23 protein-coding genes and 1 other RNA gene are annotated in these 24,646 nt (G+C 65.7%); 10 read left to right on the forward strand and 14 right to left on the reverse strand.

All coding sequences use genetic code 11. The features are described 5' to 3' along the window. Positions 1-6: 6 nt before the first annotated feature. Complete coding sequence (locus AC5Y4C_RS00090) at positions 7-1,767, reverse strand: N-acyl-D-amino-acid deacylase family protein (RefSeq protein WP_499962347.1); 1,761 nt, start codon at positions 1,765-1,767, stop codon at positions 7-9. Between the two features lie 143 nt (positions 1,768-1,910). On the opposite strand from AC5Y4C_RS00090, the gene AC5Y4C_RS00095 reads away from it, so the two are divergent. Genes AC5Y4C_RS00095 through AC5Y4C_RS00105 form a run of 3 tightly spaced genes read left to right on the forward strand, consistent with a single transcriptional unit; the run spans position 1,911 to position 4,092 of the window. Beyond that, positions 1,911-3,248 (forward strand): aromatic ring-hydroxylating oxygenase subunit alpha, encoded by a 1,338-nt coding sequence (locus tag AC5Y4C_RS00095; protein WP_499962345.1) that lies wholly within the window; start codon positions 1,911-1,913, stop codon positions 3,246-3,248. A gap of 40 nt (positions 3,249-3,288) precedes the next feature. Continuing rightward, a complete protein-coding gene (locus tag AC5Y4C_RS00100) occupies positions 3,289-3,909 on the forward strand; it encodes a TetR/AcrR family transcriptional regulator (protein WP_499948121.1) in 621 nt (206 codons plus the stop codon). 30 nt (positions 3,910-3,939) lie between these two features. Then, the gene (locus tag AC5Y4C_RS00105) at positions 3,940-4,092 is read left to right on the forward strand and encodes a hypothetical protein (RefSeq protein WP_499907884.1); all 153 of its coding nucleotides are present in this window, start codon (positions 3,940-3,942) and stop codon (positions 4,090-4,092) included. A gap of 13 nt (positions 4,093-4,105) precedes the next feature. On the opposite strand, the gene AC5Y4C_RS00110 is transcribed toward AC5Y4C_RS00105, so the two are convergent. Further along, positions 4,106-4,564, reverse strand: a complete 459-nt coding sequence (locus AC5Y4C_RS00110; RefSeq protein ID WP_499948119.1) for a MarR family winged helix-turn-helix transcriptional regulator — start codon at positions 4,562-4,564, stop codon at positions 4,106-4,108. Positions 4,565-4,617: 53 nt separating this feature from the next. Between AC5Y4C_RS00110 and AC5Y4C_RS00115 the strand changes: the two genes are divergently transcribed. Continuing rightward, positions 4,618-5,853 carry a multidrug effflux MFS transporter gene (locus AC5Y4C_RS00115; protein ID WP_499962343.1) on the forward strand — a complete coding sequence of 412 codons (1,236 nt, stop codon included), beginning with the start codon at positions 4,618-4,620 and terminating at the stop codon, positions 5,851-5,853. Here AC5Y4C_RS00115 and AC5Y4C_RS00120 read toward each other — a convergent pair whose 3' ends face one another. The 3 genes from AC5Y4C_RS00120 to AC5Y4C_RS00130 are packed head-to-tail and all read right to left on the reverse strand — an operon-like array spanning position 5,854 to position 8,175. Then, the gene (locus AC5Y4C_RS00120; protein ID WP_499962341.1) at positions 5,854-6,813 is read right to left on the reverse strand and encodes a DNA polymerase domain-containing protein; all 960 of its coding nucleotides are present in this window, start codon (positions 6,811-6,813) and stop codon (positions 5,854-5,856) included. Positions 6,814-6,847: 34 nt separating this feature from the next. After that, positions 6,848-7,564: an NUDIX hydrolase gene (locus tag AC5Y4C_RS00125; protein WP_499962378.1), complete on the reverse strand. Its 717-nt coding sequence runs from the start codon at positions 7,562-7,564 to the stop codon at positions 6,848-6,850. A gap of 8 nt (positions 7,565-7,572) precedes the next feature. Next, on the reverse strand, positions 7,573-8,175 hold the full coding sequence (locus tag AC5Y4C_RS00130) for a TetR/AcrR family transcriptional regulator (protein ID WP_499948113.1): 603 nt from the start codon (positions 8,173-8,175) through the stop codon (positions 7,573-7,575). Positions 8,176-8,229: 54 nt separating this feature from the next. Here AC5Y4C_RS00130 and AC5Y4C_RS00135 point away from each other — a divergent pair, with 54 nt between their 5' ends. After that, complete coding sequence (locus AC5Y4C_RS00135) at positions 8,230-8,496, forward strand: YdeI/OmpD-associated family protein (RefSeq protein WP_499907879.1); 267 nt, start codon at positions 8,230-8,232, stop codon at positions 8,494-8,496. A 7-nt stretch (positions 8,497-8,503) separates the two neighbouring features. Here AC5Y4C_RS00135 and AC5Y4C_RS00140 read toward each other — a convergent pair whose 3' ends face one another. The 4 genes from AC5Y4C_RS00140 to AC5Y4C_RS00155 all read right to left on the reverse strand — a co-directional run bounded on the left by AC5Y4C_RS00140 (position 8,504) and on the right by AC5Y4C_RS00155 (position 13,702). After that, complete coding sequence (locus AC5Y4C_RS00140) at positions 8,504-9,838, reverse strand: lipase family protein (protein ID WP_499907878.1); 1,335 nt, start codon at positions 9,836-9,838, stop codon at positions 8,504-8,506. Positions 9,839-9,928: 90 nt separating this feature from the next. Beyond that, on the reverse strand, positions 9,929-11,278 hold the full coding sequence (locus AC5Y4C_RS00145) for an APC family permease (protein ID WP_499962338.1): 1,350 nt from the start codon (positions 11,276-11,278) through the stop codon (positions 9,929-9,931). 97 nt (positions 11,279-11,375) lie between these two features. After that, on the reverse strand, positions 11,376-12,848 hold the full coding sequence (locus AC5Y4C_RS00150) for a phospholipase D-like domain-containing protein (protein ID WP_499962336.1): 1,473 nt from the start codon (positions 12,846-12,848) through the stop codon (positions 11,376-11,378). Positions 12,849-12,871: 23 nt separating this feature from the next. Then, complete coding sequence (locus AC5Y4C_RS00155; protein WP_499907875.1) at positions 12,872-13,702, reverse strand: LLM class F420-dependent oxidoreductase; 831 nt, start codon at positions 13,700-13,702, stop codon at positions 12,872-12,874. Positions 13,703-13,887: 185 nt separating this feature from the next. Here AC5Y4C_RS00155 and AC5Y4C_RS00160 point away from each other — a divergent pair, with 185 nt between their 5' ends. Further along, on the forward strand, positions 13,888-14,232 hold the full coding sequence (locus tag AC5Y4C_RS00160; protein ID WP_499907874.1) for a hypothetical protein: 345 nt from the start codon (positions 13,888-13,890) through the stop codon (positions 14,230-14,232). Between the two features lie 29 nt (positions 14,233-14,261). Here AC5Y4C_RS00160 and AC5Y4C_RS00165 read toward each other — a convergent pair whose 3' ends face one another. Beyond that, positions 14,262-15,905 (reverse strand): acetolactate synthase large subunit, encoded by a 1,644-nt coding sequence (locus AC5Y4C_RS00165; RefSeq protein ID WP_499962334.1) that lies wholly within the window; start codon positions 15,903-15,905, stop codon positions 14,262-14,264. A 237-nt stretch (positions 15,906-16,142) separates the two neighbouring features. Here AC5Y4C_RS00165 and AC5Y4C_RS00170 point away from each other — a divergent pair, with 237 nt between their 5' ends. The 4 genes from AC5Y4C_RS00170 to AC5Y4C_RS00185 all read left to right on the forward strand — a co-directional run bounded on the left by AC5Y4C_RS00170 (position 16,143) and on the right by AC5Y4C_RS00185 (position 21,351). After that, positions 16,143-17,981 (forward strand): hypothetical protein, encoded by a 1,839-nt coding sequence (locus AC5Y4C_RS00170; protein ID WP_499962332.1) that lies wholly within the window; start codon positions 16,143-16,145, stop codon positions 17,979-17,981. Between the two features lie 17 nt (positions 17,982-17,998). Continuing rightward, on the forward strand, positions 17,999-19,216 hold the full coding sequence (locus tag AC5Y4C_RS00175) for an acyl-CoA dehydrogenase family protein (RefSeq protein ID WP_499948103.1): 1,218 nt from the start codon (positions 17,999-18,001) through the stop codon (positions 19,214-19,216). A gap of 246 nt (positions 19,217-19,462) precedes the next feature. Continuing rightward, entirely contained in the window at positions 19,463-20,596 is a 1,134-nt protein-coding gene (locus AC5Y4C_RS00180; RefSeq protein WP_499962376.1) for a glycoside hydrolase 5 family protein, read from the forward strand. Between the two features lie 434 nt (positions 20,597-21,030). Next, the gene (locus AC5Y4C_RS00185) at positions 21,031-21,351 is read left to right on the forward strand and encodes a hypothetical protein (protein WP_499962330.1); all 321 of its coding nucleotides are present in this window, start codon (positions 21,031-21,033) and stop codon (positions 21,349-21,351) included. 114 nt (positions 21,352-21,465) lie between these two features. On the opposite strand, the gene AC5Y4C_RS00190 is transcribed toward AC5Y4C_RS00185, so the two are convergent. The 4 genes from AC5Y4C_RS00190 to smpB form a co-directional block, all read right to left on the reverse strand. Then, positions 21,466-22,704, reverse strand: a complete 1,239-nt coding sequence (locus tag AC5Y4C_RS00190; protein WP_500007894.1) for a glycosyltransferase family 87 protein — start codon at positions 22,702-22,704, stop codon at positions 21,466-21,468. A gap of 72 nt (positions 22,705-22,776) precedes the next feature. After that, positions 22,777-23,144: a transfer-messenger RNA gene (gene ssrA, locus AC5Y4C_RS00195) on the reverse strand. 149 nt (positions 23,145-23,293) lie between these two features. Further along, positions 23,294-24,121 carry a maleylpyruvate isomerase family mycothiol-dependent enzyme gene (locus tag AC5Y4C_RS00200; protein WP_499962328.1) on the reverse strand — a complete coding sequence of 276 codons (828 nt, stop codon included), beginning with the start codon at positions 24,119-24,121 and terminating at the stop codon, positions 23,294-23,296. Positions 24,122-24,149: 28 nt separating this feature from the next. Beyond that, positions 24,150-24,644: an SsrA-binding protein SmpB gene (gene smpB / locus AC5Y4C_RS00205; RefSeq protein WP_499962326.1), complete on the reverse strand. Its 495-nt coding sequence runs from the start codon at positions 24,642-24,644 to the stop codon at positions 24,150-24,152. Positions 24,645-24,646 lie beyond the last annotated feature (2 nt).

A 24,646-nucleotide genomic window follows, 5' to 3' on the forward strand; every position in this document is an offset into this window, starting at 1 on the left:
CGGCCTTCAGCGCGCGCCGCGCACCAGCCGACCGGGCCGCGCGCCAGTGTCGACTCCGTCGCGCCGCGTCACCACACCGCTGACAATCGTGGCGGTGTAACCGGAAGCACTCTGCACGAGCCGGTGGCCGCCGGCAGGCAGGTCGTAGGCCATCCGCGGCACGTGAAGGTTCAGCGCGTTCATGTCGATCACATTGAGGTCGGCCTTCTTTCCGGTCGCGATCACTCCGCGGTCGGTGAGACCGAACAACTGCGCTGTGTCATGAGATTGCTTGCGGATCACGTACTCCAGCGGCAGCTTGTCGCCACGCCGACGGTCGCGCGCCCAATGCGTGAGCAGAAACGTCGGATAGGAGGCGTCACAGATCATGCTGCAGTGAGCGCCGCCGTCGGACAGTCCGCAGACACCAGCGGGATGGGTCAGCATCTCGCGGATCGCGTCGTGGTTGCCCTCCGCATAGTTGTAGAGCGGCAGCAGCAGCATCGCGCCGGCATTGTTCTCCAACATCAAGTCGTACATCGTCGCCAACGGATCCTCGCCGCGCTCCCGAGCGATCGCGGCGACGGTACGGTCTGGTGTCGGCTCGTAATCGGGTGGCTCGCCGATCGCGTACAGCCTGTCCACCGAGTGCTGCGCGAACGCGAACATGCCGTCGAACAACACGTTTGGATCGGCCGGCAGATCGTCTTCCGCGAGAATGGCCGCGCGCACGGCCGGCTCGGCGAGCCGGGCGGCGAGTTCCTCACGGCTGCATTGGGCCTTCAGCCGACGATACGTCGGGCGGTGGGTGAAGGCGTGGTGACCGGGAAAGCCCAGCAGCATCCCGAAGGGGCGCGCCGCGATCTGGGGGTGCAAGCGGCTGCCTTTCTCGTGTGCCGCGGCCGAGATGTCGAGCTGCTCGCGCCACAGATTGGGGTCGGCGTCCACTTGGATCAGCGCGAAGCTCAACGCGCAGTCGATCTCAGCGCCGAGCCGCTGCATCCATTCGAGTTCCTTCTTCGGCGCGATGATGTCCTCACCGGCCGCGCCCTGCGGCGCGAGCTCGAACACCGCTCCGCCGCCTGCCGCCATCGCGCGGCCGAGAGCAAACAGCTCGTCCTCGGCCGCGAACGTGCCGGGCACCGGTTCGCCGTCCATCGCGCGGTGAGCGAGCGTGCGCGACGACGAGAACCCCAGCGCTCCGGCTTCAACCGCCTCTTGCACCAGCCGGCTCATCGTCGCGATGTCCTCCGGAGTGGCCGGCTCGTTGCGGGCGCCACGCTCCCCCATCGCGTAGGCGCGAACCGTGCCGTGTGCAATCTGGCTTCCGATGTCGATGGCGAGCCTGCGGCTGCCGATCACGTCGAGGTACTCCGCGTAGCTTTCCCAGCCCCACGTAATCCCTTCGGACAGAGCGGATCCCGGGATGTCCTCGACGCCTTCCATGAGTTCGATGAGCCATTCCTCGGTGCCGGGGCGAACCGGCGCGAAGCCGACACCGCAGTTACCGGCGACAACGGTGGTGACCCCGTGCGAGCTGGACGGCTCGAGGAGGTCGTCCCAGCTGACCTGGCCGTCGTAATGGGTGTGGATGTCGACGAAGCCCGGCGCGACGATCTTTCCGGTCGCGTCGATGGTCTGCGCGGCTTCGCCTTCTAGCGGCGGGTCGGCCGGTCCGCGGCGGCGAACCTCGACGATCTTGCCGTCCTTGACGGCCACGTCGGCGCTGAACCGCGCCGCACCCGTGCCATCCACCACGGTGCCACCGGTGATCTTGAGGTCGAACACGATTGCTCCCTACAAATGCCGCGCCAGCCGCTACAGTGGCTCACTGTAACACCGTTACAGAGCGCCGACTCAGCGATTTCGGTGCGCAAAACGGCGCGCAGCGCACGTTTGCGCACCGAAATCGCCACAGGAAGGGGTGAACAGTGACGGGCCGCCGAGAGGACGCGATCGGCACACCGCCGAAACGCCCCACGCTGGTGCCCGCGGAACGCTACTTCTCGCCGGCATTCGCACAGCTCGAGGCAGAGCACATGTGGCCGAAGGTCTGGCAGGTTGCCTGCACCCTCGACCACGTCGCCGAACCGGGCGATTACTTCGAATACCGTTGCGGCACATACTCGGTACTGATCGTCCGCGACGACGACGGCATACTGCGTGCGTTCCAGAACGTGTGCCGGCACCGAGGAAACACCCTATGCACCGGCTCGGGCTCGCAGTTGCGTGAACTGCGTTGCGGGTACCACGGCTGGACGTGGGATCTCTCCGGCGCACTTCGGCGCGTTCCCCGCCGCAAGGGCTTCGGCGCCCTGCGGATGTCCGACTTCCCGCTCGTCGCTGTCAACGTCGATACGTGGGAGCGGCTCGTTTTCGTCAACCTGGACCCGGACGCGGTGCCGTTGCTGGACTACCTCGAGGCAATGCCCGAAGACATCGCCTGGTGCGGGCTCGGCGACTTCCGCTGCTACGCCACGATGACCATCGAGGTCGACGCGAACTGGAAGACCATTGCCGACGGCTACAGCGAGACGTATCACGTCCAGACACTGCACCCCGAGTTACACCGGTGCATGGACGACGTCTATGCGCCCCAAGTGATTTGGGGACACACCGGCAAATCCGAACAGCTCTACGGCGTTCCGAGCCCGGCACTCAATGAGCCACTGTGCGACAGCGACGTCTGGGACGCGTACGTGCGCACCCAAGGTGCGCTGATGGGCGTGGCCGAAGATACTCCGTTTCCGGCCGATGCTCAGCGCGCCGGCGAGTCGGTGGCCGACGTGATTGCCGAACGCACAAGGGCTTTCGCGGCTGACAGAGGTGTCGACTTGGCGTGGGCCACCACAGACCAATTGATGCGGCTGCACCAGTACAACGTCTTTCCCAACATGACGCTTCTAACCAACGCCGACCACCTGACCGTGATGACCTCCCATCCGGGACCCGATCCCGATCGCGGCGAGCTGGTGATGTTGTTGTGGACGCGGATGGCGCCCGGCGCGCCGAGAACCAAACCGGCCGACGTCCACATGACGGCGCGGGAGGCACATCCTGGCCTGGTGATGACCCAGGACATCGCAGTGCTGGCCGGTTTGCAGCGCGGCCTGCATCAGCCGGGCTTCACGCACCTGGTGCTGTCCAACGAGGAACGCCGCGTGATCAACATGCATCGCAACCTCGAGCGCTATCTCGACCTGCCCGAGGCACAACGCATCACAGGGGGTGAGACACCTGGCGGTTCCGCAGCGCAGGCCTCGTCATAGCGCCAGAACCTCACGCCCGCAGGAGGTCATCAGCGCAGAGATGATCCTCGATGCCGCGGCGGCACTGATCGAGCGGGAAGGGGTCGAGGCGTTCACGATGCGCGCGCTCGCCGAACAACTCGGCGTTGCGGTCACCTCCATCTACTGGCATGTCGGAGGCCGCGACACATTGTTCGACAGGCTGGTCGACCGGCTGCTGAGCGACATGGCGGACCTCGCCGTCGATGGCGATACACCGGTGGAAAGGATTGCGTCCCTTGCCCGCTCGCAGCGGACGGCTTTGATCAAACGGCAGCATCTGCTCGCGATCGCACACGAGCGTGATCGCACGCCACTGCTGTTCCTGCCTATTCAGAAGACGCTGGCGGCCCAGCTGGCCGAACTCGGCGTCCACGGCGCCGATGCCGCTCTGGTGTTGCGAGCGGTTCAGGTGCACGTAATTTCGTCGGCGCTGATGCAGTTCTCGACGATCCGCCGTCCCGCCCACGAGGAAGAGGATCCGTCGCTGTGGCCCTCCGACTGGCCCGACCAGTCGCTGGCCGAGGCACTCAGGTCGCCGACCGACTATGACGCCGTTTTCGAATATGGACTCCAAGCCTTGCTGGCGCCGCTGCGGTCGCGCGCCGACGGCAAGCGTTTTCCGCGCCGACGATCCGGGTAGGCGACGCGGAGACCATTGAACGGAGGACACATGACCACCGCGGAACAGCCCAGCCAGGGCGATCAACCTCCCCAAGCCACGTCCGTCGACCAAACCCAGGAAAGCTCCCAACAGCCGCCACCGGCGTCCCCCGCCTACTCCACTCCCCCGCCAGAGGGCATCGGGGATGCCGAAGAAGGCTGAGCCACAAGACGCGTCAGGGCTGCGACATCGACGCGAGCCGCTTGAACAACGGCGCCGCATCGACCAGTAACGAGGCTTCCTCGTCGGTCATCTCGGCCAGCTGTGCGCGGATACCGGCGACCCACGCGTCTTCGATCATCCGCTTGTGCCGCACCGCTTTTGCGGTGAGCCGCAATCGGGCCGCACGGCGGTCGTGCTCGTCGGCGGTGCGGTCGACCAAGCCGCGCTCGACGAGCCGTCGCACCGTGGTGCTCACGTTGCTCTGCGCCAAGCCGAGCATGCGTGCAACGTCCGAAACGGTGATGTCTGGATGGTCCGCCACCGTACGGATGACCTCGAACTCCGAATGAGGCAACGGCTCGAGCCCGACCTGTCGTTCGCCGAAACGGCGCAGCGACCAGACGACCGTCCGCACCGCCGTCGCCACTTCGCGAGCAGCCTGAACGGGGACCGCTTTTCGAACACTCGGCACATCGCCTACAATACATATAACTTTATATGTAAATCTACGTTGTCAGGATCCCTATGAGCTCCGTTGCCGTCGACAGAACAGAAAAGGAAGACAAGCGGTCGTCCGCCGTGCCGCTGAGTTGGCTTGGCGTGCTTGCTTTACTGACTGCCGTCGCACCGTTGTCCATCGACATGTATCTGCCGGCCTTTCCTGTGATGGCCAAGCAGTTCGGAACCACCGCGTCGGCGATCCAGTTGACCCTGACCACCTTTATGGTCGGTCTGGCGCTCGGGCAGCTTTTCATCGGCCCGCTGTCGGACCGCTTCGGCCGACGCCCGCTCATGCTGGCCGGCACCGCAGTCTGCGTGCTCACGAGCGCGGCGTGTGCGCTTGCGCCCAATATCGCATTCCTGACCGCCTTCCGCTTCTTGCAGGGCTTCAGCGGTGCGGCCGGCGTGGTGCTCAGCCGGGCGGTCGTGGCGGATCGGGCGCGCGGTGCCGCAGCAGCGCGGGTGTTCAGCCTGATGATGATCATCAACGGGGCCGCACCGGTGGTCGCACCGCTGATCGGTGGATCGCTGATGAACCTGATCGGCTGGCGCGGTGTGTTTTGGATCCTCACCGGCCTGGCCGTCCTGATGTTCGCCGGCGTGAGCGTGGTGCTCACCGAGACGCATCCGCCGGAGCGTCGGAGCACCGGCGGCCCGCTCGCTATGTTGCGCGACGCCCGCTCCGTGCTGAGCAACCGCCGATACGTCGGCTACACAATGACATTCGCGTTCGGTTTCACGGTGATGTTCGCCTACATCTCAGCGTCGCCGTTCGTGTTACAGAACGTGCTCGGCCTGCCCGTGGTCGGCTACTCATTCGCCTTCGCCTCCAACGCGGTGGGCCTGGTGGTCATGAATGCGGTCAACGCGCGGATCGTCAGCCGGTTCGGCCAGCGCCGGTTGCTGCACATCGGTGTCGGATTACTCGCGCTGTTCTCGGCCCTGCTGCTGATCGACGCGGTCGTCGGGCCGGTGCTGTGGGCCACCCTGGCTCTGCTGTGGTGCACGGTAGCGAGCTTGGGACTGGTGGTGGCCAACGCGACGTCGCTCGCGCTCGACGAGGTACGCCACGCAGCGGGTTCCGGCTCAGCTGTGTTGGGCGCCTTGCAATTCGGCTCCGCGGCGGTGGTGGCGCCTCTAGTCGGAATCGGCGGCGCCCACACCGCGATTCCGATGGCGGTCGCCATGGTCATCAGTGCGGCCGTCGCGGCCACGGCGCTGCTGTTTCTGACTCGGCACCCCAAGCGGATCCCCGCCTGATCAACTGCCCGCGGACCGCCGTGCCCGGGCGCGCCGTTTGCCTTCATGCATGGCGGCCACCCGGGCCACCGGAATGGTGCGTCCCTGCTCGATGAGATCGGGTGGCAGGCGCTGCGGGGTGGGCATCGCCTCAGCCCACGGGTCGTGACCGGAAAGGGCGTTCACGGCGGTATGAAGCGTGAAGTCGGTAGGCATGATCTGGCTCAGCTGCGACCAGGCGACCGGGAACGACACCGGGATGCCGGGCCGCAGGCGTGGACTGTAGGCGGCGACGACCGTCGCACCACCGGCACGGGTGGAGTCGATGAACACTTTGCCTGCACGGTCCTCAACGATGAAAGCCGTTGTCGCACTCGATGGATCGAGCGCTTCGGCGCGGGCGGCGAGGGCGCGGGTGGCCGCCGCGACGTCGTCGACGGCAGCGCTGTCGTCCACCGGCACGAAGATGTGAATCCCCTTGGCACCACTGGTCTTCACCGCGCCGGCGAGGCCGCAGTCAGTGAGCGCCTGCTGCACCAGGTGGGCGGCCGCGACTGCGGCGGCGAAGTCTGCGCCAGCCGGTGGATCGATGTCGAGCACCAGATGCGTCGGGCGGTAGATGTTGTCGGCCAGCCCGAGTGTCGGGTGGTATTCGACCGCGCGCTGGTTGGCCAGCCACAACAGTGTTCGCTTGTCGTCGCAGACCGGGTAGCGGACCTCCCGATGAGACGCCTCGGCCCACATCGACACTGTGCGCAGCCACTCGGGGGTGTACCTGGGCACGTTCTTCTGCATGAACGGCGCGCGACCGCGCAGCACCCTCAGCACGGTCAGCGGCCGGTCGGCCAGCACAGGCAACATCCGGTCGGCTACCGCATCCAGATAGTCGACGAGGTCGCGTTTGGTCGCCCCCGCATCGGGACTCAGCGGTTGATCCAGGTTCGTCAGGTCGATGCCCGCGCGTTGTTCCCCCGCAGCCATCGGTCCACCTTATGAGCAAGTCGCGGACGATCCGCTACTTCCAGGCGAACACGGGCTGCTCGAGCTGGTCGACGCGGTCGTGCCGGCCTTCCAGACACAACCACCGAAGTTGCAGCAACACCGCACCCGTCGGCGCGTGAATGAGGTCGTTTCCCAACGGAATCTGCACGACCGGGCGCGGGCTCTCCGGAATCGTGATGAACCGTGGCGAATCGGCGCGCTGAAGTTGGTGCAGTCCGACACGGTAGACCGCAACCACCTCGTCGGGCGCCGGGTGGAGGTCGAGGCGCCCGCCGCCCCAGATGATCACCGGTGTGATGACGTAACCGGATCGGGTCGGGTAATCGTCGAGCAGTCCGAGCACAGCCGAGGGCGGCAACGTCACCCCTACCTCTTCGTCCAGTTCTCGCAACGCCGCGTCGACCACCGTTTCGCCCGGATCGAGGCGACCACCGGGCAGCGCCCACTGGGCGGCATGAGACGAGAGCCGAGATGTCCTGCGGCACAACAGGAAAGCAGCGCCACCTGACACGCCGACCATGCGGCCGTCCAAGCTCGGTTCCATCGGCCGCCCGGCGATCCAGTCGTCCACCGGCGCGGGATCCACCCGGTCCTCGCCCACGTCGGATTCGACGAGCACCACCGCCACCGCCGCCCGCCGCTTGGTGGGGTCTGTCACGGTTCGGCGCTCATGACGGGCCAGATGCGATGCAATGCGGTCCCGCAGTTCGCTGTCGTAGGCGATCGTCACCGCTGCGCTCACGGAAGTTTGATCACCGACACGTACATCTGTACGGCGGGACGATAGAGGTCGATGTCGTCGAGCTCGCTGCCCAAGACGACGGAGTCGCTGGTGGCGATCAGCACCTGAGCGAACGTCGACGCCGGAATCAGCAGCGTTCCGCCCAGCCGCTCGATGCCCTCGACGATGTACTTGGTCAGCGCCTCGACGACCTCTGACCGCTTGGCCGCCACCCTTTCCCGCGCCTCGGGATTGCGCAGCAGATAGAGAGTGAACTCGTGTCCTAACGCCGCGTGTTCGGCTCCCCGGTCATGGCTCAGCTGACGCCACCTGGCAGCGATGTCGTCGAGCTCACGCGCCCCGAGCTGCTTCGCCGCCGATATGACCTCGGCGAAATTGTCGAAGTAGCGTCGCCAATACCGGTCGCTCACCGCCAGGAAGAGGTCTTCCTTGGTGGCGAAGTGCTTGTAGATGGCGCCCTTGGTGTACCCGGCAGCGTAGGCGATGTCGTCGAGAGTCGCTGGTGCGAAACCTTTCTCGGCAAACACGTCTTCGGCGGAGTCGAGCAGCAGCGAACGAGTGTGCTCCAGACGGCGCTCTTTGGTCCAACGCTCGACCATGCGGTGATTGTGCCAGTGCCGCAGCGCCGGCCGGTCGCCGGTTAGCCTGTCGTCGTGAGCAGCCAACAAGTACCTGGTGGCGTGGTGCACAAGCTGCCCGCCGACCTGCGCGACGCTTTGACGGCCAACGCCACAGCCCTCGCCGCCTGGAAGGACATCACTCCCCTGGCCCGCAACGAGTTCATCTGCTGGGTCGAAGACGCCAAGCAGGAGAAGACCCGACAGCGGCGCATCCGCCGGACTCAAGAAGAGTTGGAGGAAGGCAAACGCCGGCCGTGCTGCTGGCCGGGTTGCAAGCACCGCGAGCGCAACGGCAAATAACCGCGGCTCAGCTCTCGGAGACCGGTCGCCGTTCCACGCGCCGACCCAGGATCACCTTCGCGGTGATGACACCGAGTTTCGCCATGCCGATGTAGGTCGACGGATTGAGCAGCGTCGGCCACACCGTGCGGGTGCGGTGCTCACTCAGCGGTCGTCCGGTGAACCGGTCGCGCAGCCAGCGCAGCGCCATCGGCGTCGACATCGGGTGCAGCAGCAGATGTCCACAGAACCGGTCGCGGTGGTACACGACCGCTGCCCCGTCCCGCACATAGGTGTCGACCAGGCGGTCGACGTCGTCGACGCTGATGATGCGGTCGTGCACGGCCTGCACTACGAGCACGGGCGGCTTCGGCACCGACTTCCCCAGCCGGGTTTCTTCGAAGATATGGCGAACCTCGGGCAGATCCCAGAGCTCGTCGGCGGTCATGTCGACATACGAACCGATGTCGGTGTGGCGCAGCCGCCACACGGCACCACCCGTGGTCATCGTGCGCAGTTCGTCGAGCAATTGTTTGCCCTCAGCGGTGGCGTGCTCGTCGACCACTCGCCGAGCGCCCGGGAAGACGTCGGTGAGCGCCGAGATCATCAGCGCCGCGAGCCCGGCGAAGAAGGACTGGTTGAGCCGGCGTGCCACGCTGCCGGGGTCAGCCACCGGCGATCCCAACACCGCGCCGACGACGTTGAGTTCGGGGGCGTAGTCGGCGAGGAGTTCAGCGGCCCACGCGGACGCCAGACCGCCACCGGAATAGCCCCACAGACCGATCGGCGACGTCGACGACAGGCCGAGACGCTCGCAGTCCAGCGCAGCGCGCAGGCCGTCGAGGATCCGGTATCCCGGTTCGCGCGGCGCCCCCCACATGCCGTGGCACCCCTCATGGTCGGGCACCGACACCGCCCACCCTTCGGCCAGAGCGGCAGCGATCAGCAGAAATTCCGACTGGACGAATGCGCCGACGGGCCGCGCACGGTGGCGCAGCGCGTACGACGGGAAGCAGCGCGACGCCACGGCGTCGATCGCACACTGATACGACAGCACCGGGCATCCCGCGTCCGGGTCGCGCTGCTCAGGGACCAGCACGGTGGTGACCGCCACTTCCGGTTCGCCGTGCAGGTTGGTGCTGCGGTAGAGCAGCTGCGTGGCGGTGAACCCCTGCGGGATCACACCGAGGAACCCGAGCTCGACATCGCGCGAGCGCAGCAGCGTCCCCGGTTCGACGTGCTGGTAGCCGCTCGGCGGCTGATAGAAGGGGTCCTGCTCCGGGGGCAGCGGCGTCTGTCCGAGGCGAAGATCCTCGTGAGGTGGGCGTGGCGGCGTCTCTGTCGCGCTGATGTTGCCGTTCATTGTGAACGTCTCCCTCCGGGCGCACATGCGTGACTGCCCTCAGGCGCAGACTACCCACGACTGAGGTTGCCGATACCAGCGGTACCGCCATCAGCCGGCGGTTCGCCGGACTCCACCGCTCACCTTTCCGGCGACGACATGGAGCAACGCACCTGCCGCAAGCAGCACGGCGGCGAACCCCCACACCTTGGCGCTCTGCTGGGTGAGCAGAAGCACACACGATGCGATACCCAGAATCGGCACCACCGTCCACACGCGGAAGTGGTCGTGCTCGACGGTGTCGCGCCGCAGCACCAGCACCGCGAGGTTCGTCGAGATGAAGACGAAGAGCAGAAACAGCACCACCGTTTCGGCGAGGGTCGCCAGGTTGCCGACCAAGCTCAACAGCATGGCCGCCACGGTCGTCGTCACGATCGCGGCCCAGGGTGTGCGCCGCTTCGGCAGCACCTTGCCGAGGATGCTGGGCACCAGGCCTTGCTCGGCCATGCCGTAGGTCAGCCGGCTGGACATGATCATCGTCAACAGCGCTCCGTTGGCGACCGCGATCAATGCGATGAAGCTGAAGAGCCAGCTCGGGATCGCCACTCCAGATTTTTCGACCACAGCCAGCAACGGGCCCGACGATCCGGCGAGCTCACCGGGCGGCAACGCTATGACGCTTGCGAGCCCCACGAGTACGTAGACCACCCCGGCGGTGACGAGCGCCGCGAACAAGGCGCGGGGATACACCCGGCTGGGATCGCGGATTTCTTCGACGACGTTGGCTGACGTCTCGAAGCCGACGAACGAGTAGTAGGCCACGATCGCGGCCCCGAGAATCGCCAACGCCGGGTTGACCCCGTGCGGCAACTGCACCACCCGATTGACGTCGCCGTCGCCTGCACCGAGCATGACGGCCCCGACCGCGACCACCAGAAGCAGACCGCTGAATTCGACGACGGTCATCAGGGCGTTCGACTTGACGGACTCGCTGATCCCTCTGGCGTTCACGCAGCCAACCACGGCCAGGAAAACGACTGCTGCCGGTATTGCCGGCACGTGGATGAATGTGGCCAGATACTCGCCGGAGAAGGCCAGCGAAAGTCCGGCTGCACTCGTCACCCCAGCCGCCAGCATGCAGAAGCCGACCAGAAACGAGACGACGGGCACCTTGAACGCGCGCTCAGCGAAGACGGCCGCGCCACCTGCCCGCGGATATTTCGTCACGAGTTCGGCATACGAGCCGGCGGTGAGCAGAGCGAGCAGGAGTGCCAAGACGAGTGGCGCCCACACGACGCCGTTGACCTTTTGCGCCAGCACACCGATCAACGCGTAGATGCCGGCGCCCAGGACATCGCCGAGGATGAACAGGAACAGAAGCGGCCCGGTGATCTTGCGCGCCAGCTTCGACGCCGAAAACGCCTCGGGGTCCTGTTCGTGTGTTCCCGCTTCCAATGCCATCGCGCCTCCATGCTGTGAATCGGTCTGCCCGTGAGGGTCTGGCCCGACATACCCCGTCAGGCGCGATTCGACGCCCAGACCGTCCGCGCGTGACCAGTCAGCCGCTCCGCAGCCCGGCGATGAACCGTTGCACGCTTCTGGTCAGCGAGCGCGGTACGTGGTCGGGGTCCATCAGCTCGTTTTCGGCCAGCGGGCTCGCTTCCCCGGCCACGGTGCGCTTGGTGAACGCCCGCAACGTGCGACCCTCTCCGCGAAGCGCCTCGATCGCCTTGAGCAACGACCCGAATTGCCGTGTAGCGCAGGCAAATTCGTCGACGGTCGTCGCGAGGTGTTCGGATATCAGCTCGTCACGCACCCAGGTGATCTGGCGGCGCACCGCGGCATGCTCGGCTGCTTGCGGGTGGGCCTCGATCGCCACATCGCATTCACTGTCGAAGCCCATGGACCGGTTGTTGAAGTTGGAGGACCCGATGCGCAGCAGCCGATCGTCGACCACCATCACCTTGGAATGCACGTAGATCGGCGCGCCGCCGTCTGTCACCGGCCAGTAGATGCCCAGGCGGCGATGATCGTCGGCGTCCCACAGCACCTGAATGAGTCGGTGGCGCGCGCCGTCCATCGTTTCCCGCTCGAGGGGGTTGTTGCCTCTTCGGGGCAGGACGATGACGATCTCCGGACCGTCGTCTTCTTTCAGACGAGCGGCCAACGCATCCACGATCCGGCGGGCCGCCAGGTACTGGTTCTCCAGATAGATGGTGTGACGGGCTGCCGCGATGGCCTCGAGGTTGAGTGTCTCTACCTCCCGCACCTCTGGACGGCCGTCAAGTTCCGGCAGCGTGCGCGCGATCCCGACGTCGACGCCGCGCAGAATCGGTGCGAGCTTCGTGGGCCAGGCGACGTGTTTGGGTTCCACTGGCGCCAAGGTTTGCTCCGTCGCGGCGTGCCAGCGTTCCCGGGCCAGCTCACCGAGCGCCCGCGCCGCGGCACCGTCCACCGCCGCGCCGACCTCATGTCGCGGTCCATAGGTACGTCCGACCGTCCGGCGGCCGCGACTTACGTGCTCGTGCGCGCGGGTGTCCCATCGTTCGACCGTGAGGTCGATGCCGCCGCAGAAAGCCACCGCATCGTCGATGACAGCGATCTTCTGGTGATGGACGGCACCGGTGGGCCGGGCCCCATCGATAGCGAAATGTATTCGCCTGCTGGTGATTTGGTTCACCAGCGACACCGGGGTGAGGCCGAACCAGATGCCGTCGAAGGCTGGAAGCAGCCGCAGGTTGGATTTCAGTAGATAGACCTCGAGGGTCGGTCGCTTCCACAACATCCAATAGAGGAACGCGCCGAGCTGGTTGGGGCCGGGCAATGTCTTGGCGCCGCGCTCGAAAGCCGTTCGGGCGTCGAAGTCCCAGCCGATAAGCATGATCCGGTGCCGCGCCCGCAGCATCGCCGACTTGACGTGCCGGAAGTACTCGGCGGCGTCCACGATGCACGCGAACTGCTCCGCACGCTCGACGCGCCAGCATGTCTCGCCCGGAGTCAGCAGCCTCCGGTCGCCGTTGCGCGCGGGCATGGCGCTGTGTCTATCACAGGCGCTCAGCGGCGGTAACGGTCGACCTGTGCCGCGAATTCGTCGAGCAAGCGCAGCGATTCGTCGTGCGGTCGGGTGGGCAACAGCAGGCCCAGCTGGCCGAATCCCAATTCGTCGGCGGAGGCCCAATACCCGGGGTCGACGGGCGTGCCGAACATCGCCAGAGGTACGTCGCGGCCACCGAGCTCGCGCATCTGATCGATGCGCTTGGCGAGCCGGTCGACCGGCAGCGGGTTCGATATCCAGCCCGCGTCATGGCGGACCACCCGCTTGACGGTGGCGTCGGAGTCGCCTCCGATGAAGATCGGCGGGTGCGGCTTCTGCACCGGCTTCGGACGACTGAAAGAAGCGTCGAAATCGACGAATTTGCCGTGGTATTCGGCGGGCTCAGTGGTCCACAGCGCCTTGATCGCCTCGATGCGTTCGTCGAGCAACGCTCCGCGTGTCTTCGGGTCCGTGCCGTGATGCCGCATCTCTTCGAGGTTCCACCCGGCGCCGACGCCGAACACGAACCGGCCGCCGGAGATCAAGTCGATGCTCGCGGCCTCCTTGGCGGTGATGATGGGATCGCGTTGGATCAGCAGCGCAATGCCCGTGAACAATTCGATGGTGGAGGTCACAGCTGCCGCCGCGGCGAGCGTGACGAAAGGGTCGAGTGTCCGGTAGTAGACAGACGGCAACTCGCCCCCGCCTGGGTAGGCCGACTCGCGGCTGGCCGGAATGTGAGTGTGCTCGGCGACCACCAGCGAGGCGAACCCGCGCTCCTCGACGGCGCGGGCAAGCGATACCGGGTCGATGCTGTCGTCGTTGACGAATGTGGAAATCCCGAACTTCATCTGCACCCTCTTCGACGGTTATGTTGCGACGGTCATGTTGCGCGGTCCTGTTGTGGCGGGCATCTTGCGCAAGCAACGCATGCCGATGCCACGCTAATCCCGGCCGTCAGCGGCGGCGCAGCGGCCGACGCAGTAGGGTCGACCAGATCCGTCGGTCCCCGGCAGCAAGAAAGCACGACACACTTATGACGAGTTCGTTTCGGACTGCAGCATTGGTCATCGCCGGCGTCCTCGCGGCGATCTTCGCCGCCGTCGGATCGTTCGGTCCGGGACTGGCGGCCGCCTCGCCTTGTGATCCGCTGGGCCTCGCCATGACACCGCAGCCTGTGCTGTCGTGTCCGAATGCGGTCGCCGCGACGCCGCCCGTCGTGAACCCGGACGGGATGCAGCCGAACGGTCAGCTCAGTTATCTCAGGGAGATTTGGCACGAATTCCACAACGGAGTTCCCGCCGATCTGCTCTTCGGACCCGCGCCGTTGGAGACCGCGCCGGCGCCGGCCGGCGAGCCTGCACCGCCGCCGGATCAGTAGCCGACCGGCACCGCCTGATCGGCAGCGGGCTACAGGGTTTCCTCGAGTTGGCCGAGCCGGTCGGTGAGCCGTAGATTCTCCGCGTAGTCGACCGGGCAAGCGATGATCGACACCCCGTCGTCGTCGAGGGCACCTTTGAGCGTCGGCAGCAGCTCGTCCGCGCTGCCGATCCGATAGCCCTTGGCGCCGAACGCTTTTGCGTATGCGATCACGTCCGGGTTGGTGAACTTGACGTTGTAGTGGTCGCCGAGCTCGAGGTCCATCTTCCATTCGATGAGCCCGTACCCGCTGTCCTCCCAGATGAGGACCACCAGTGGAATGCGCTCGCGCACGGCCGTCTCGATTTCTTGGGAATTCATCAAGAAGGCGCCGTCACCAACGACCGCCAGTACCTTGGCGTCCGGGCGGGCCAGCTTCACCCCGAGTGCGCCCGGCAGAGCAAAACCCATGGCCGACAATCCATTCGAGATCAGGCAGGTGTTGCTGGCGTAGGTGGGATACAGCCGGGCCATCCACATCTTGACCGCGCCGGTGTCGACGAGGACCACGTCGTCGCGGCCCAACGCCGCCCGGGTGTCGGCGACGACGCGTTGCGGCGCCAGCGGAAACCGCGAATCCGCTTGGCCGCGGGCGAATTCGTCGGCCAGCAGGCCGGCCACCGGAGCGTCGGCGCGATCATAGCGATGCCCGCCCATTTCGTCGGTGAGCGCGTTCAACGAGGCGCCGATGTCGCCGATGATTCCGACGTCCACCGAATAGTGCGCGTCGACCTCGGCGGGGAAGCGGTGCACATGGATGATCGCCTTGTCGGCGGTGGGGTTGATTCGCGCCGGATCCAGTTCCTGGAGCTCATATCCCACGGCGATGACCGCGTCGGCGGCGTCGAACCCGAAGTTGGCGTGGTCGTGGCCCATGAACCCGATCGCGCCCATGCTGTGGGGATGGTCGTCGGGCATGACGCCCTTGCCGTGGAAGGTGGTCGCGACCGGCACCCCGAGCTCGTCGGCCAACCGGATCAGCGCCGCAGTGGCTTGCCCGCGTGCGGCGCCGTGCCCGGCGAGCACTATCGGGCGCTTGGCGTCGCGCAGCACCGCCGCTGCGCGCTGGACCTGGGTCGGCGACGGCGCGTCGGGGCGCACCACGTTGCGGGGCAGCGGGGACAGGTCGTAGTCGGTGTCGTCCGCGTCGATGTGTTCCGGCACGGCCAGATATACCGCCGCGGGACGCTCGGTCTCGGCCAGCTTGAACGCCTTGCGCACCATTTCCGGGATGGCGCGCGGCGTGGGCACGGCATCGGCCCAGCGGGTGATGGGACGAAACATCGCCACCAAGTCGACGTATTGGTGGGATTCCTTGTACTCGCGGTCGTGGCCCACCTGCGCGGAGAGTACGACCAGCGGCGTGCTGTTGGTGCTGGCGTCGGCCACGCCGAGCTGCGCGTTGATCGCTCCTGGGCCCAGCGTGGTCGACACCACCGCGGCCCGGCCGGTCACCCGGCCGTACATCTCGGCCATGAACGCCGCGCCCTGCTCATGGCGGGTGAGCACGTATCGGATCGAGGAGTCGGCCAGCGCCTGCACCAACCGGATGTTCTCTTCGCCGGGGATGCCGAAAACTACCGAAACACCTTCGTTCTCCAGGCATCTCACGATCAGTTGGGCCGGTGTGCTCATCGGCGTGTCACCTCGCTGCTTTCAGGTGGGCCCGGGCCCGCAATCGTTGACGACCTCCGCCGAGGATGGCACAGACCTGGACCTGCGCGCCTCAGCGGCCACGGCAGTGAACATGTGTTTCATTGCACACACCTGCTGTAGCGCTGCGTTTGCACTTTCAGTGTACGAACGTTTACTATTTGTGACGACGCGGGGACGCTTGGCCGCCCCGACCGACGAGTTATGGGGAACGCACCGATGACGGCTTTCACTGCCGCAGGCTCCGAAGGGGGCGGCGCGGCACTTGACCAAGTGATCGGCCTGACGGTCACCGCTGTGGTGGTCTCGGCGGCGCTGGTCTGGATCGGCTACCTGCACCGTGCCCGGCGCATCACCTGGCTGCACCGCGCGGCCGAGGCGTGCGCGCGTCGGCTGAACCGGCCGGCGTGGGTAGCGCTGCCGGTCGTGGTGTTCGCGGCAAACATCATCTTCGCGCTGTTCGGATTCATCTGGGATGTGAGCCTGCACATCGGCAAAGGCCGCGATCCAGGGCCGCTGGCCAACCCTGCGCACTACTTCATCCTGATCGGCCTGTTCTTGCTGTTCGTCGGGGGCATGCTCGCCGTGGTGCTGCCCTATGACAAACCCGGGCCGGCGGCGGTGCGCATCACGCGCAACTGGTACGCCCCGGTCGGCGGGCTGCTGATCGCCGGGTGCGGCCTGTACGCGTTGATCGGCTTTCCCCTCGACGACATCTGGCACCGCCTGTTCGGCCAGGACGTCACACTTTGGGGCCCGACCCACCTGATGATGATCGGCGGCGCCGGCCTGTCGACGCTGGCTTCTCTCCTGCTCGAATACGAAGCGAGCAAGGCTGCGGGCGGGGCCGCAGACGACGACACCTTCGGGCAGCGAATGCGCCAGTACACCCGATTCGGCGGCCTGGTCATCGGCCTGTCGGTGTTTCAAATCGAATTCGACTTCGGGGTACCGCAGTTTCGACTGGTGTTTCAGCCGATGCTGATCGCGGCGGCCGGCGCCCTGGCGTTGGTGGCCGCACGGCTCAGTTTCGGGCGCGGCGCGGCGATTCTGGCGGCAGTGCTGTCGGTGGTGATACGTGGCGCCGTGGCGCTGGTGGTCGGTCCCATTCTTGGTGCACCGATCAGCTGGCTCCCGCTGTACCTCGGCCCGGCGATCGTCATCGAATTGCTCGCACTCACATCGCTTTTCGCCCGGCCACTGCTGTTCGGCGCGATCGGTGGGCTTGGCGCTGCCACGGCGGGGCTGTGGCTGGAGTCGTGGTGGATCAACGCCGTGTACGCCTACCCGTGGCCGATGTCGATGTGGCCTGAGGCGCTGGCGATGGCCGTGCCCGTCGCGGTGCTGGCCGGCATGTGCGGCGGAATGCTCGGCATGGTGCTGACGGGCCGGCGGTTGCCGCGCCGCGCGGTCGCCCTCGGAACCGTAGCGCTGACCGTGCTGACGATCGGCGCCGCGACCGCCAACGGCCTGCACTACACCGTGCCCGAAAACGCCAGGGCCACCGTAACATTGACCAACCAGCCGACCAGGCCCGGACAACTCACCGTGTCCGCCGACGTGCGGATCGACCCGCCGGATCTGATCAGCGCCGACCCGCAGTGGGTCTCGATCATGTCGTGGCAGGGCGGACTGGCCAACCAGCGGGGCATCATCGTCGACCACTTGCAGCGCATCGGCCCGGGTCATTACCGCTCCACCCAGCCCATCCCGGTGTGGGGCAGCTGGAAGACGCTTCTGCGAGTGCAGGACGGCCGCACGATGGCCGCCATCCCGATCTATCTGCCGCAGGACGCGGGCATCGACAAGCCCGCCGAAGGGCTGGCCGTCTCCACCCCCCTGGCCACGCCGAGCAATCCGACACCTTTCGTCCAGGAAGCCAAGATCTTGCAACGTGAGCGCAACCTGGGCGCGCCGGTGTGGCTGTGGACCGCGGGCTGCCTGGTGGTGCTGGCCTGCACGCTGAGCGTCGTCGCAGCCCTGTGCTGGGGTGCCGGGCGAATCAACAACAGCGAGACTGATATTCAGACCCATGCCCGACCGCCGGTGGCGGCCTGAAAAGAGGAAGACCAACCATGCAGACATCCTTTTCCCTCGACGTGCCCGAAGACGTCGCGCACGTGCGCGACTGGGTGCACGAGTTCGCCGCCGAAGTGATTCGGCCCGCTGCCGCCGAGTGGGATGAACGCGAAGAAACGCCGTGGCCGTTGATCCAGGAAGCCGCCAAGGTCGGCCTCTACACCCCGGAGTTGTTCGCCGAGATGGCGGCCGAGCCCAGCGGGCTCGGCCTACTGACGGTCTTCGAGGAGGTGTTCTGGGGCGACGCAGGCATTGGCCTGTCGATCCTGGGTACCGGCCTGGCGGCGGCGGCACTGGCCGCGAGCGGCACGCCCGAACAGATCGGCGAGTGGCTACCGCACATGTTCGGCACTCCCGGCGACCCGAAGATTGCCGCATTCTGTTCGTCGGAGCCCGGCGCGGGATCCGACGTGGGTGCCGTGCGAACCCGGGCACGCTACGACGAGGCCGCCGACGAGTGGGTGCTCAACGGCACCAAGACGTGGGCCACCAACGGCGGCATCGCCAACGTGCATGTGATCGTGGCCTCGGTGCACCCCGAGCTGGGCACGCGCGGGCAGGCGACGTTTCTGGTGCCGCCCGGCACACCGGGGCTGTCGCAGGGCCAGAAGTTCAAGAAGCACGGCATTCGCGCGTCACACACCGCCGAGGTGGTCCTCGACGATGTCCGGCTACCCGGCAACATGATTCTGGGTGGTCGCGAGCGCTTCGAGCGGCGAATCGCCAAGGCGCGCGAAGGCAAACGCACGTCGAGTCATGCAGCGATGATGACGTTCGAACGCACCCGTCCGGTTGTGGGCGCGATGGCGCTCGGTGTCGCGCGTGCGGCCTACGAGTATGCGCTCGACTATGCCTGCCAGCGTGAGCAATTCGGCCGCAAGATCGGCGAGTTCCAGGCCATCGCCTTCAAGCTGGCCGACATGAAAATGCGCATCGACGCCTCGCGGCTGCTGGTGTGGCGGGCGGGCTGGATGCACCGCAACAACAAGCCGTTCTCGTCGGCGGAGGGGTCGATGGCCAAGCTGCACGCCAGCGAGACCGCCGTGTATGTGACCGACGAGGCGATCCAGATCCTCGGGGGCAACGGCTACACCCGCGACTACCCGGTCGAGCGGATGCACCGCGACGCCAAGATATTCACCATCTTCGAGGGAACCAGCGAAATTCAGCGGCTCGTCATGGCCCGGGCGCTCACCGGGCTGCACATCCGCTAGCAATGGGCGGCGGTCGGCCCGCCGCGCTGCCGCAGCGGTCGGTTCGCGCCGATCCCCTCGGTGCGTCGCTCAACTGAAAGGCCTGTGCATCAATCTGTTTCGGCCCTTGTGAGCTGTGCGCCATGCACCCCCGGCAGTGAGCTGCGACATGTCAGCGCCCTTGCGCCCGATAACGATTCCCCACCTCAATGATTGCGAATCAGTACGCGGGCCTGAGTGCACCGCTTGGAAAATTATGGTTGCCAAGTGCACCGTCGAACGGCCATCAAGCTGCCCCTGCTCATCGCGGCAGGCGCTGCATTGGCGCGAGTGCCCCGCGCCTCGGCCGAACCAGGCCGGTGGTCGAGTGAGCGCGCCGACCGGTGGTATCAAGCACAAGGTTGGCTGGTCGGCGCGAACTACATCCCGGCAACCGCCATCAATCAGCTCGAGATGTTTCAGCCGGGCACATACGACGCCGGACGCATCAACCGCGAACTGGCCCTGGCTCGGCAAGTCGGATTCAACTCCGTGCGAGTCTTCCTGCACGACCAGCTGTGGGCTCAGGGTCCCCAAGCCTTTCAAAGCCGTCTCGCACAGTTCGTCGCCATCGCGGCCAGCCACCGCATCAAGCCACTCTTTGTCTTGTTCGACTCCTGCTGGGATCCGTTCCCGAAGGCAGGCCCACAGCGCGCGCCGACACCAGGAGTCACGAACTCCGGATGGGTGCAGAGCCCTGGCGCCGAACGTCTCGGCGACCGCAGTTATGCCGGCGTTCTGCGCGACTACGTCACGGGTGTGGTGAGCCAATTCCGCAACGACGACCGCGTTTTGGGCTGGGACCTGTGGAATGAACCCGACAATCCTGCGCGTGAATATCGCAAGGTGGAGAGGAAAGACAAGCAGGAGCTCGTCGCGGCGCTACTCCCCCAGGTGTTTCGGTGGGCACGGTCAGTCGATCCTGTTCAGCCGTTGACAAGTGCTGTCTGGCAAGGCAATTGGGGAGATGCAGGCAATCGCAGCACAATCAGCGCGATTCAACTCGACAACTCCGACGTGATCACGTTCCACTGCTATGACAAGCCCTCGGCCTTCGAGGCGCGGATCGCTGAACTCTCGCCTTTGGGCAGACCGATCCTGTGCACTGAGTATCTGGCTCGGTCGAGGGGTAGCACCGTTGAGGGCATATTGCCAATTGCCAAGCGACACAATGTCGGTGCGTTCAACTGGGGCTTGGTGGCTGGCAAGACCCAGACGTATTTCCCGTGGGATTCGTGGGACCACCCCTACACGGCGCCTCCGAAAGTGTGGTTTCACGACCTTCTTCGACCCGATGGACGGGCCTATCAGGACACCGAAATTCAAGTGATTCGGAATCTGAGCGGGATTGGTCAGCGCTGAGATACTTCGATCACTTCCGAAGCTTGGGCGCCGGCGCAGAGCCCGGACAGTCCGGCGACCTTCCATGACCAACGTCGCGAACAGGAACGGGTCACCGTCAGCTTCTGACATTTACCGTTGATTCGGGCCCCTCGTTTCCCGGCTTTCGGTCTCGATTCGCGCGGAGGTGACAGCAGTATGTAACCGATTCTCGGTTTCCTGTGAAATCCCTAGCAATCGACTGTCATACTGCGTTCACTCGCCCCGAGCGGGCGGCGGCTGCAAAAGCCCTATCGCGTCGTCGAGCAATACCGCCTGTAAGCGCAGGCTCAGTCATGAGACTCGCAAATGCGTCGGTGCCTGATGCCGTGTCAGCCGTTAGCGCTGCGTGAGCAAATAATCAACGAAGGGAAACTGTCTTGAAACACTCAACCAGGCTCATTGCGTCCGCGTTCGTGTTGAGCACCGCCGGCTGTCTGATATGGGCGGCGCCCATCGCCAGTGCCGACGATCCGCCGGCATGCGACCAGAACAACCAGCAGTGCCAAGACCAACAAAACCCGGCTGGACGAATCGCCAATCAGATCGCCGACGGTGTCCAGCAGGGCCTGAATCAGGTTCCTCAGCCGCAACAACCGCAGGGCATCGACCTCGCGGATATGCATTGCCAGGTGGTCGACGGCGTTCCGATGATGGTTGCCAGCGGCCAAGTCTTCCGCAACGTGCATTCGTTGCAGCCCTGCTGGGCTGTCTACGGGCTGACCCCACACCCCTGAGGCAGACGGCGAATAGCGCTTACACGAAGCACTCTAGCCTAGGGCTAAGTGCCCTTTGCGCTGCGAAACCTATTGTGGCACTTGGTTTACAACCAAGCTGCGGGAGTTGAGGCGTCACCTGCAGGCTTGCGGCGCAATATCGTCCTCGGCCACACGGAGGGAACGCGCAGCAATCACGGCGCCGATCAACAACGCGACACCGGTGATCGCTTGCGCGTTACCGATGGCGTGACGCAGCACGGTCTCGGCTCCCGGAACGCGAACCGGCAGCGCGAAATGCGGACCGGCGGCGAATACAAGAAGAGCCGCGATCAGCATCGGTCGCCATCGTCGGTATTGCCGGGCGATCACCAGCGGGATCAAGAGCACGATGTACACCCAGTGATGTGTGGCCGCCAATGGCGCTGCTAGCAGAGCGCCCAGCGCGACGACACCGGTGGCGACGACATGGTGTCCCGCCCGGCTGAACCGACGTCCGGCAAACACCACTGCGGCGACGACCGCGACCACGGCAAGCACATACAGCACGTCCATCGCGACACCGGTAACACCTGACCTTGCAATCACTCCGATGATCGCCTGGTTACCGTCAATCGCGGGACCGCCCCCTCGATCAGTGCGGAAGAACTCGACGCCCCAAAAATATTTCGAATCTCCAGGACTCACGACGACACCGATGATTGCCGTCGCAGCGATGGCGGTCAGCGCTCGGGCGACCGCCGAACCGTCACGCCGAAACAGCAACAGCAGGCCGAACGCAGCCGGGGTGATCTTGATGCCGGCCGCGATGCCAATGCCTGCGCCCCGAAGTCCGCGAGGCAGCGCGCCGAAACAATCGGCCACGACCAGGGCCATCAGCACGATATTGATCTGGCCGAAGGAGAAATTCGATCTGACCGGCTCCAGCAGGAGGGCCGGCCCGAGGGCGGCAACCGCGGTCCAGTTGTGCGACGGGACATTGAGGCGATTGAGGATGGTGCGCAACGTCCACCACACCAAGAGCAGGTTGAACGCGCTCCACCCAATCTGCAACGCAGTTGCCGGCACGGCCGCCATCGGCGCGAACAGGACAGCCGCGAACGGCGGGTAGATGAACGGAAACCCCGACGAGCTCGAAAAGCCTTGATACAACGGCAAATTGTGGGTCAGGGCATAACCCGCATCCCGAAAGACCGACAGATCCATCAGGTATCCGGTCGCAGCTTGCACGAGATACACCGAGCAGGCGACGACCGCGACGAGTGAGCCGACGATCCATCCGGCACGACGCCACCAGCGTCGCCGTGACTGAGAATCCGTCGTGGCGTCGTCCTCAGCGACGACGTCGATGACGGAATCCACGATGCGCCCCATACCCGCTACGTCAGGCGGGAAACTCCCTTGCACGAGTGGCGACCACCGTTTCTCGATGCGCCTGCGTTAACTTAGTGGAGCTGCCGGGAATCGAACCCGGGTCCTACGGCATGTCCTCAAGGCTTCTCCGTGCGCAGTCCGCTGTGTCTTTCTCGGATCTCCCGGTCTCGCGGACTAGCCGGGATGACGATCCCAGTCGCTGTTAGATGTCCCGATGAGTCCCGCGACCGGACTCACCGGTGGATCCCTCTAGCTGACGCCAGGCTCCGGGTCGAGGGAACCCCCGGGCTGACGGACTAGCTGTCGCTTAGGCAGCGAGAGCGTAGTCGCGCTGATGAGAATCGGCGCTTAATTGGTTGCAACGACGCTTACGGTGGTCTCTTGCCTGCACCGGCACGCTTCCCTTGATTCGATGCGCGAAGTCGAAACCTTTCAGCCCCTTGTCTTCGAGCATCCCTGCCGACCTTCGGCAGGATTCCCAAGTTTACCCGGCCCTACAACGCACGGCCCAGCCGATTTCTTCCGCGGCGCCTGGTGCGATTTCGGTGCGCAAACGTGCGCTCAGCGCCGGTTTGCGCACCGAAATCGCTCAGATGACGAAGGCGAGCCGCTCGACGACCTGTCGGCCCAGGTCGACGTCGCCGGTGATGTCGATCGCATTGATGTTCTCCGCCGCCGTGGTCCGCCCGCCGGCCAGCCGCGTGAACAGCACCGCGTCCAGCTGGATCGTCGTCGTCGGGCCATTCTCGAACTCGTCGACCACCTGGCCGCGACCGTTCACCGCCACCCGCAGCGTTCGCTGCAACGGCCCGGTCAGCGCAAACTCCACCCGGCTGCCGCTAGGCGCCCCGGCGAGCTTGCTGACGGTGCGGCCCAGCGCTGAGGTGATCTCGGCAAGGGCTTGCCGCGCCGGCGGGCCGGCCAGTTTCTCGTCGGTTGCCCACACTCCGACGGCATACCGGATGTCTTGCTCGTGCATCCAGCAGTCGAACACCCGAATCCGCATGAACCGGCCGTAGGTGTCCGGGCCGGCCGGCGTGGCGGTCGTCTCGTCCCACGCCTGCTCGTCCATCGCCTGCAACGCTTCACGCCGGTCCGCGGTGATCGACCGGAACCTTTCCAGCATCGCCGCGGGGGGCTCGTCGTGCAGATATCTGACCCAGCATTCGTTCATCGCCCCGATGTCGTTGCGGACATGCGCCAGCGCCTTCACATCGCAATCCGGCTCGGGCGTCGGCTCGCCCTTCAGGAACGACTCAGTGCCGATGAGGTGGCTGACGACATCGTGCACGCGCCATTCCGGCAGCGCAGTCGGTGCATTCCACTGCTCGTCGGACAGTCCGGCCAGCAGCTCGTCGATGTCGTCCCAGACCCCGAACAGGGCCTCGAGAACCTCTTGCTTGTCAAGCTGGGTCACCAGGCGATGCTAGCCCCGAGGCAGCGGGCTAGAGCATCCCCTTGACCCGCCGGCCCAGTTCGCGGGTGACTTCGCGCTGAGCATCGCGGCGCGCCATGTCCTGGCGTTTGTCGCGCGCCTGCTTGCCACGCGCCAATGCCAACTCCACCTTCACCTTGCCGCCGGTGAAGTACAGCGACAGCGGCACCAGCGTCAGGTTGCCGTCGCGGATCTTGCCGATCAGCAGATCGATCTCCCGGCGATGCAACAAGAGCTTGCGGTTACGCCGCGGCGCGTGGTTGGTCCAGGTGCCGTGGTGATACTCCGGGATGTGCATGTTGCGCAGCCACACTTCGCCGTCGTCGACAGTGGCGAACGCATCCACCAGCGACGCCTTGCCCTCGCGAAGGCTTTTGACCTCCGTGCCCACCAACACGATGCCGGCCTCGAACACGTCGAGTATCGAATAGTCGTGGCGCGCTTTGCGATTGGTCGCGACGACCTGACGCGGCGGACCGCCCTTCGACAGCTTCTTCTTGCCCACGG

Source organism: Mycobacterium sp. NGS35, assembly GCF_059812855.1.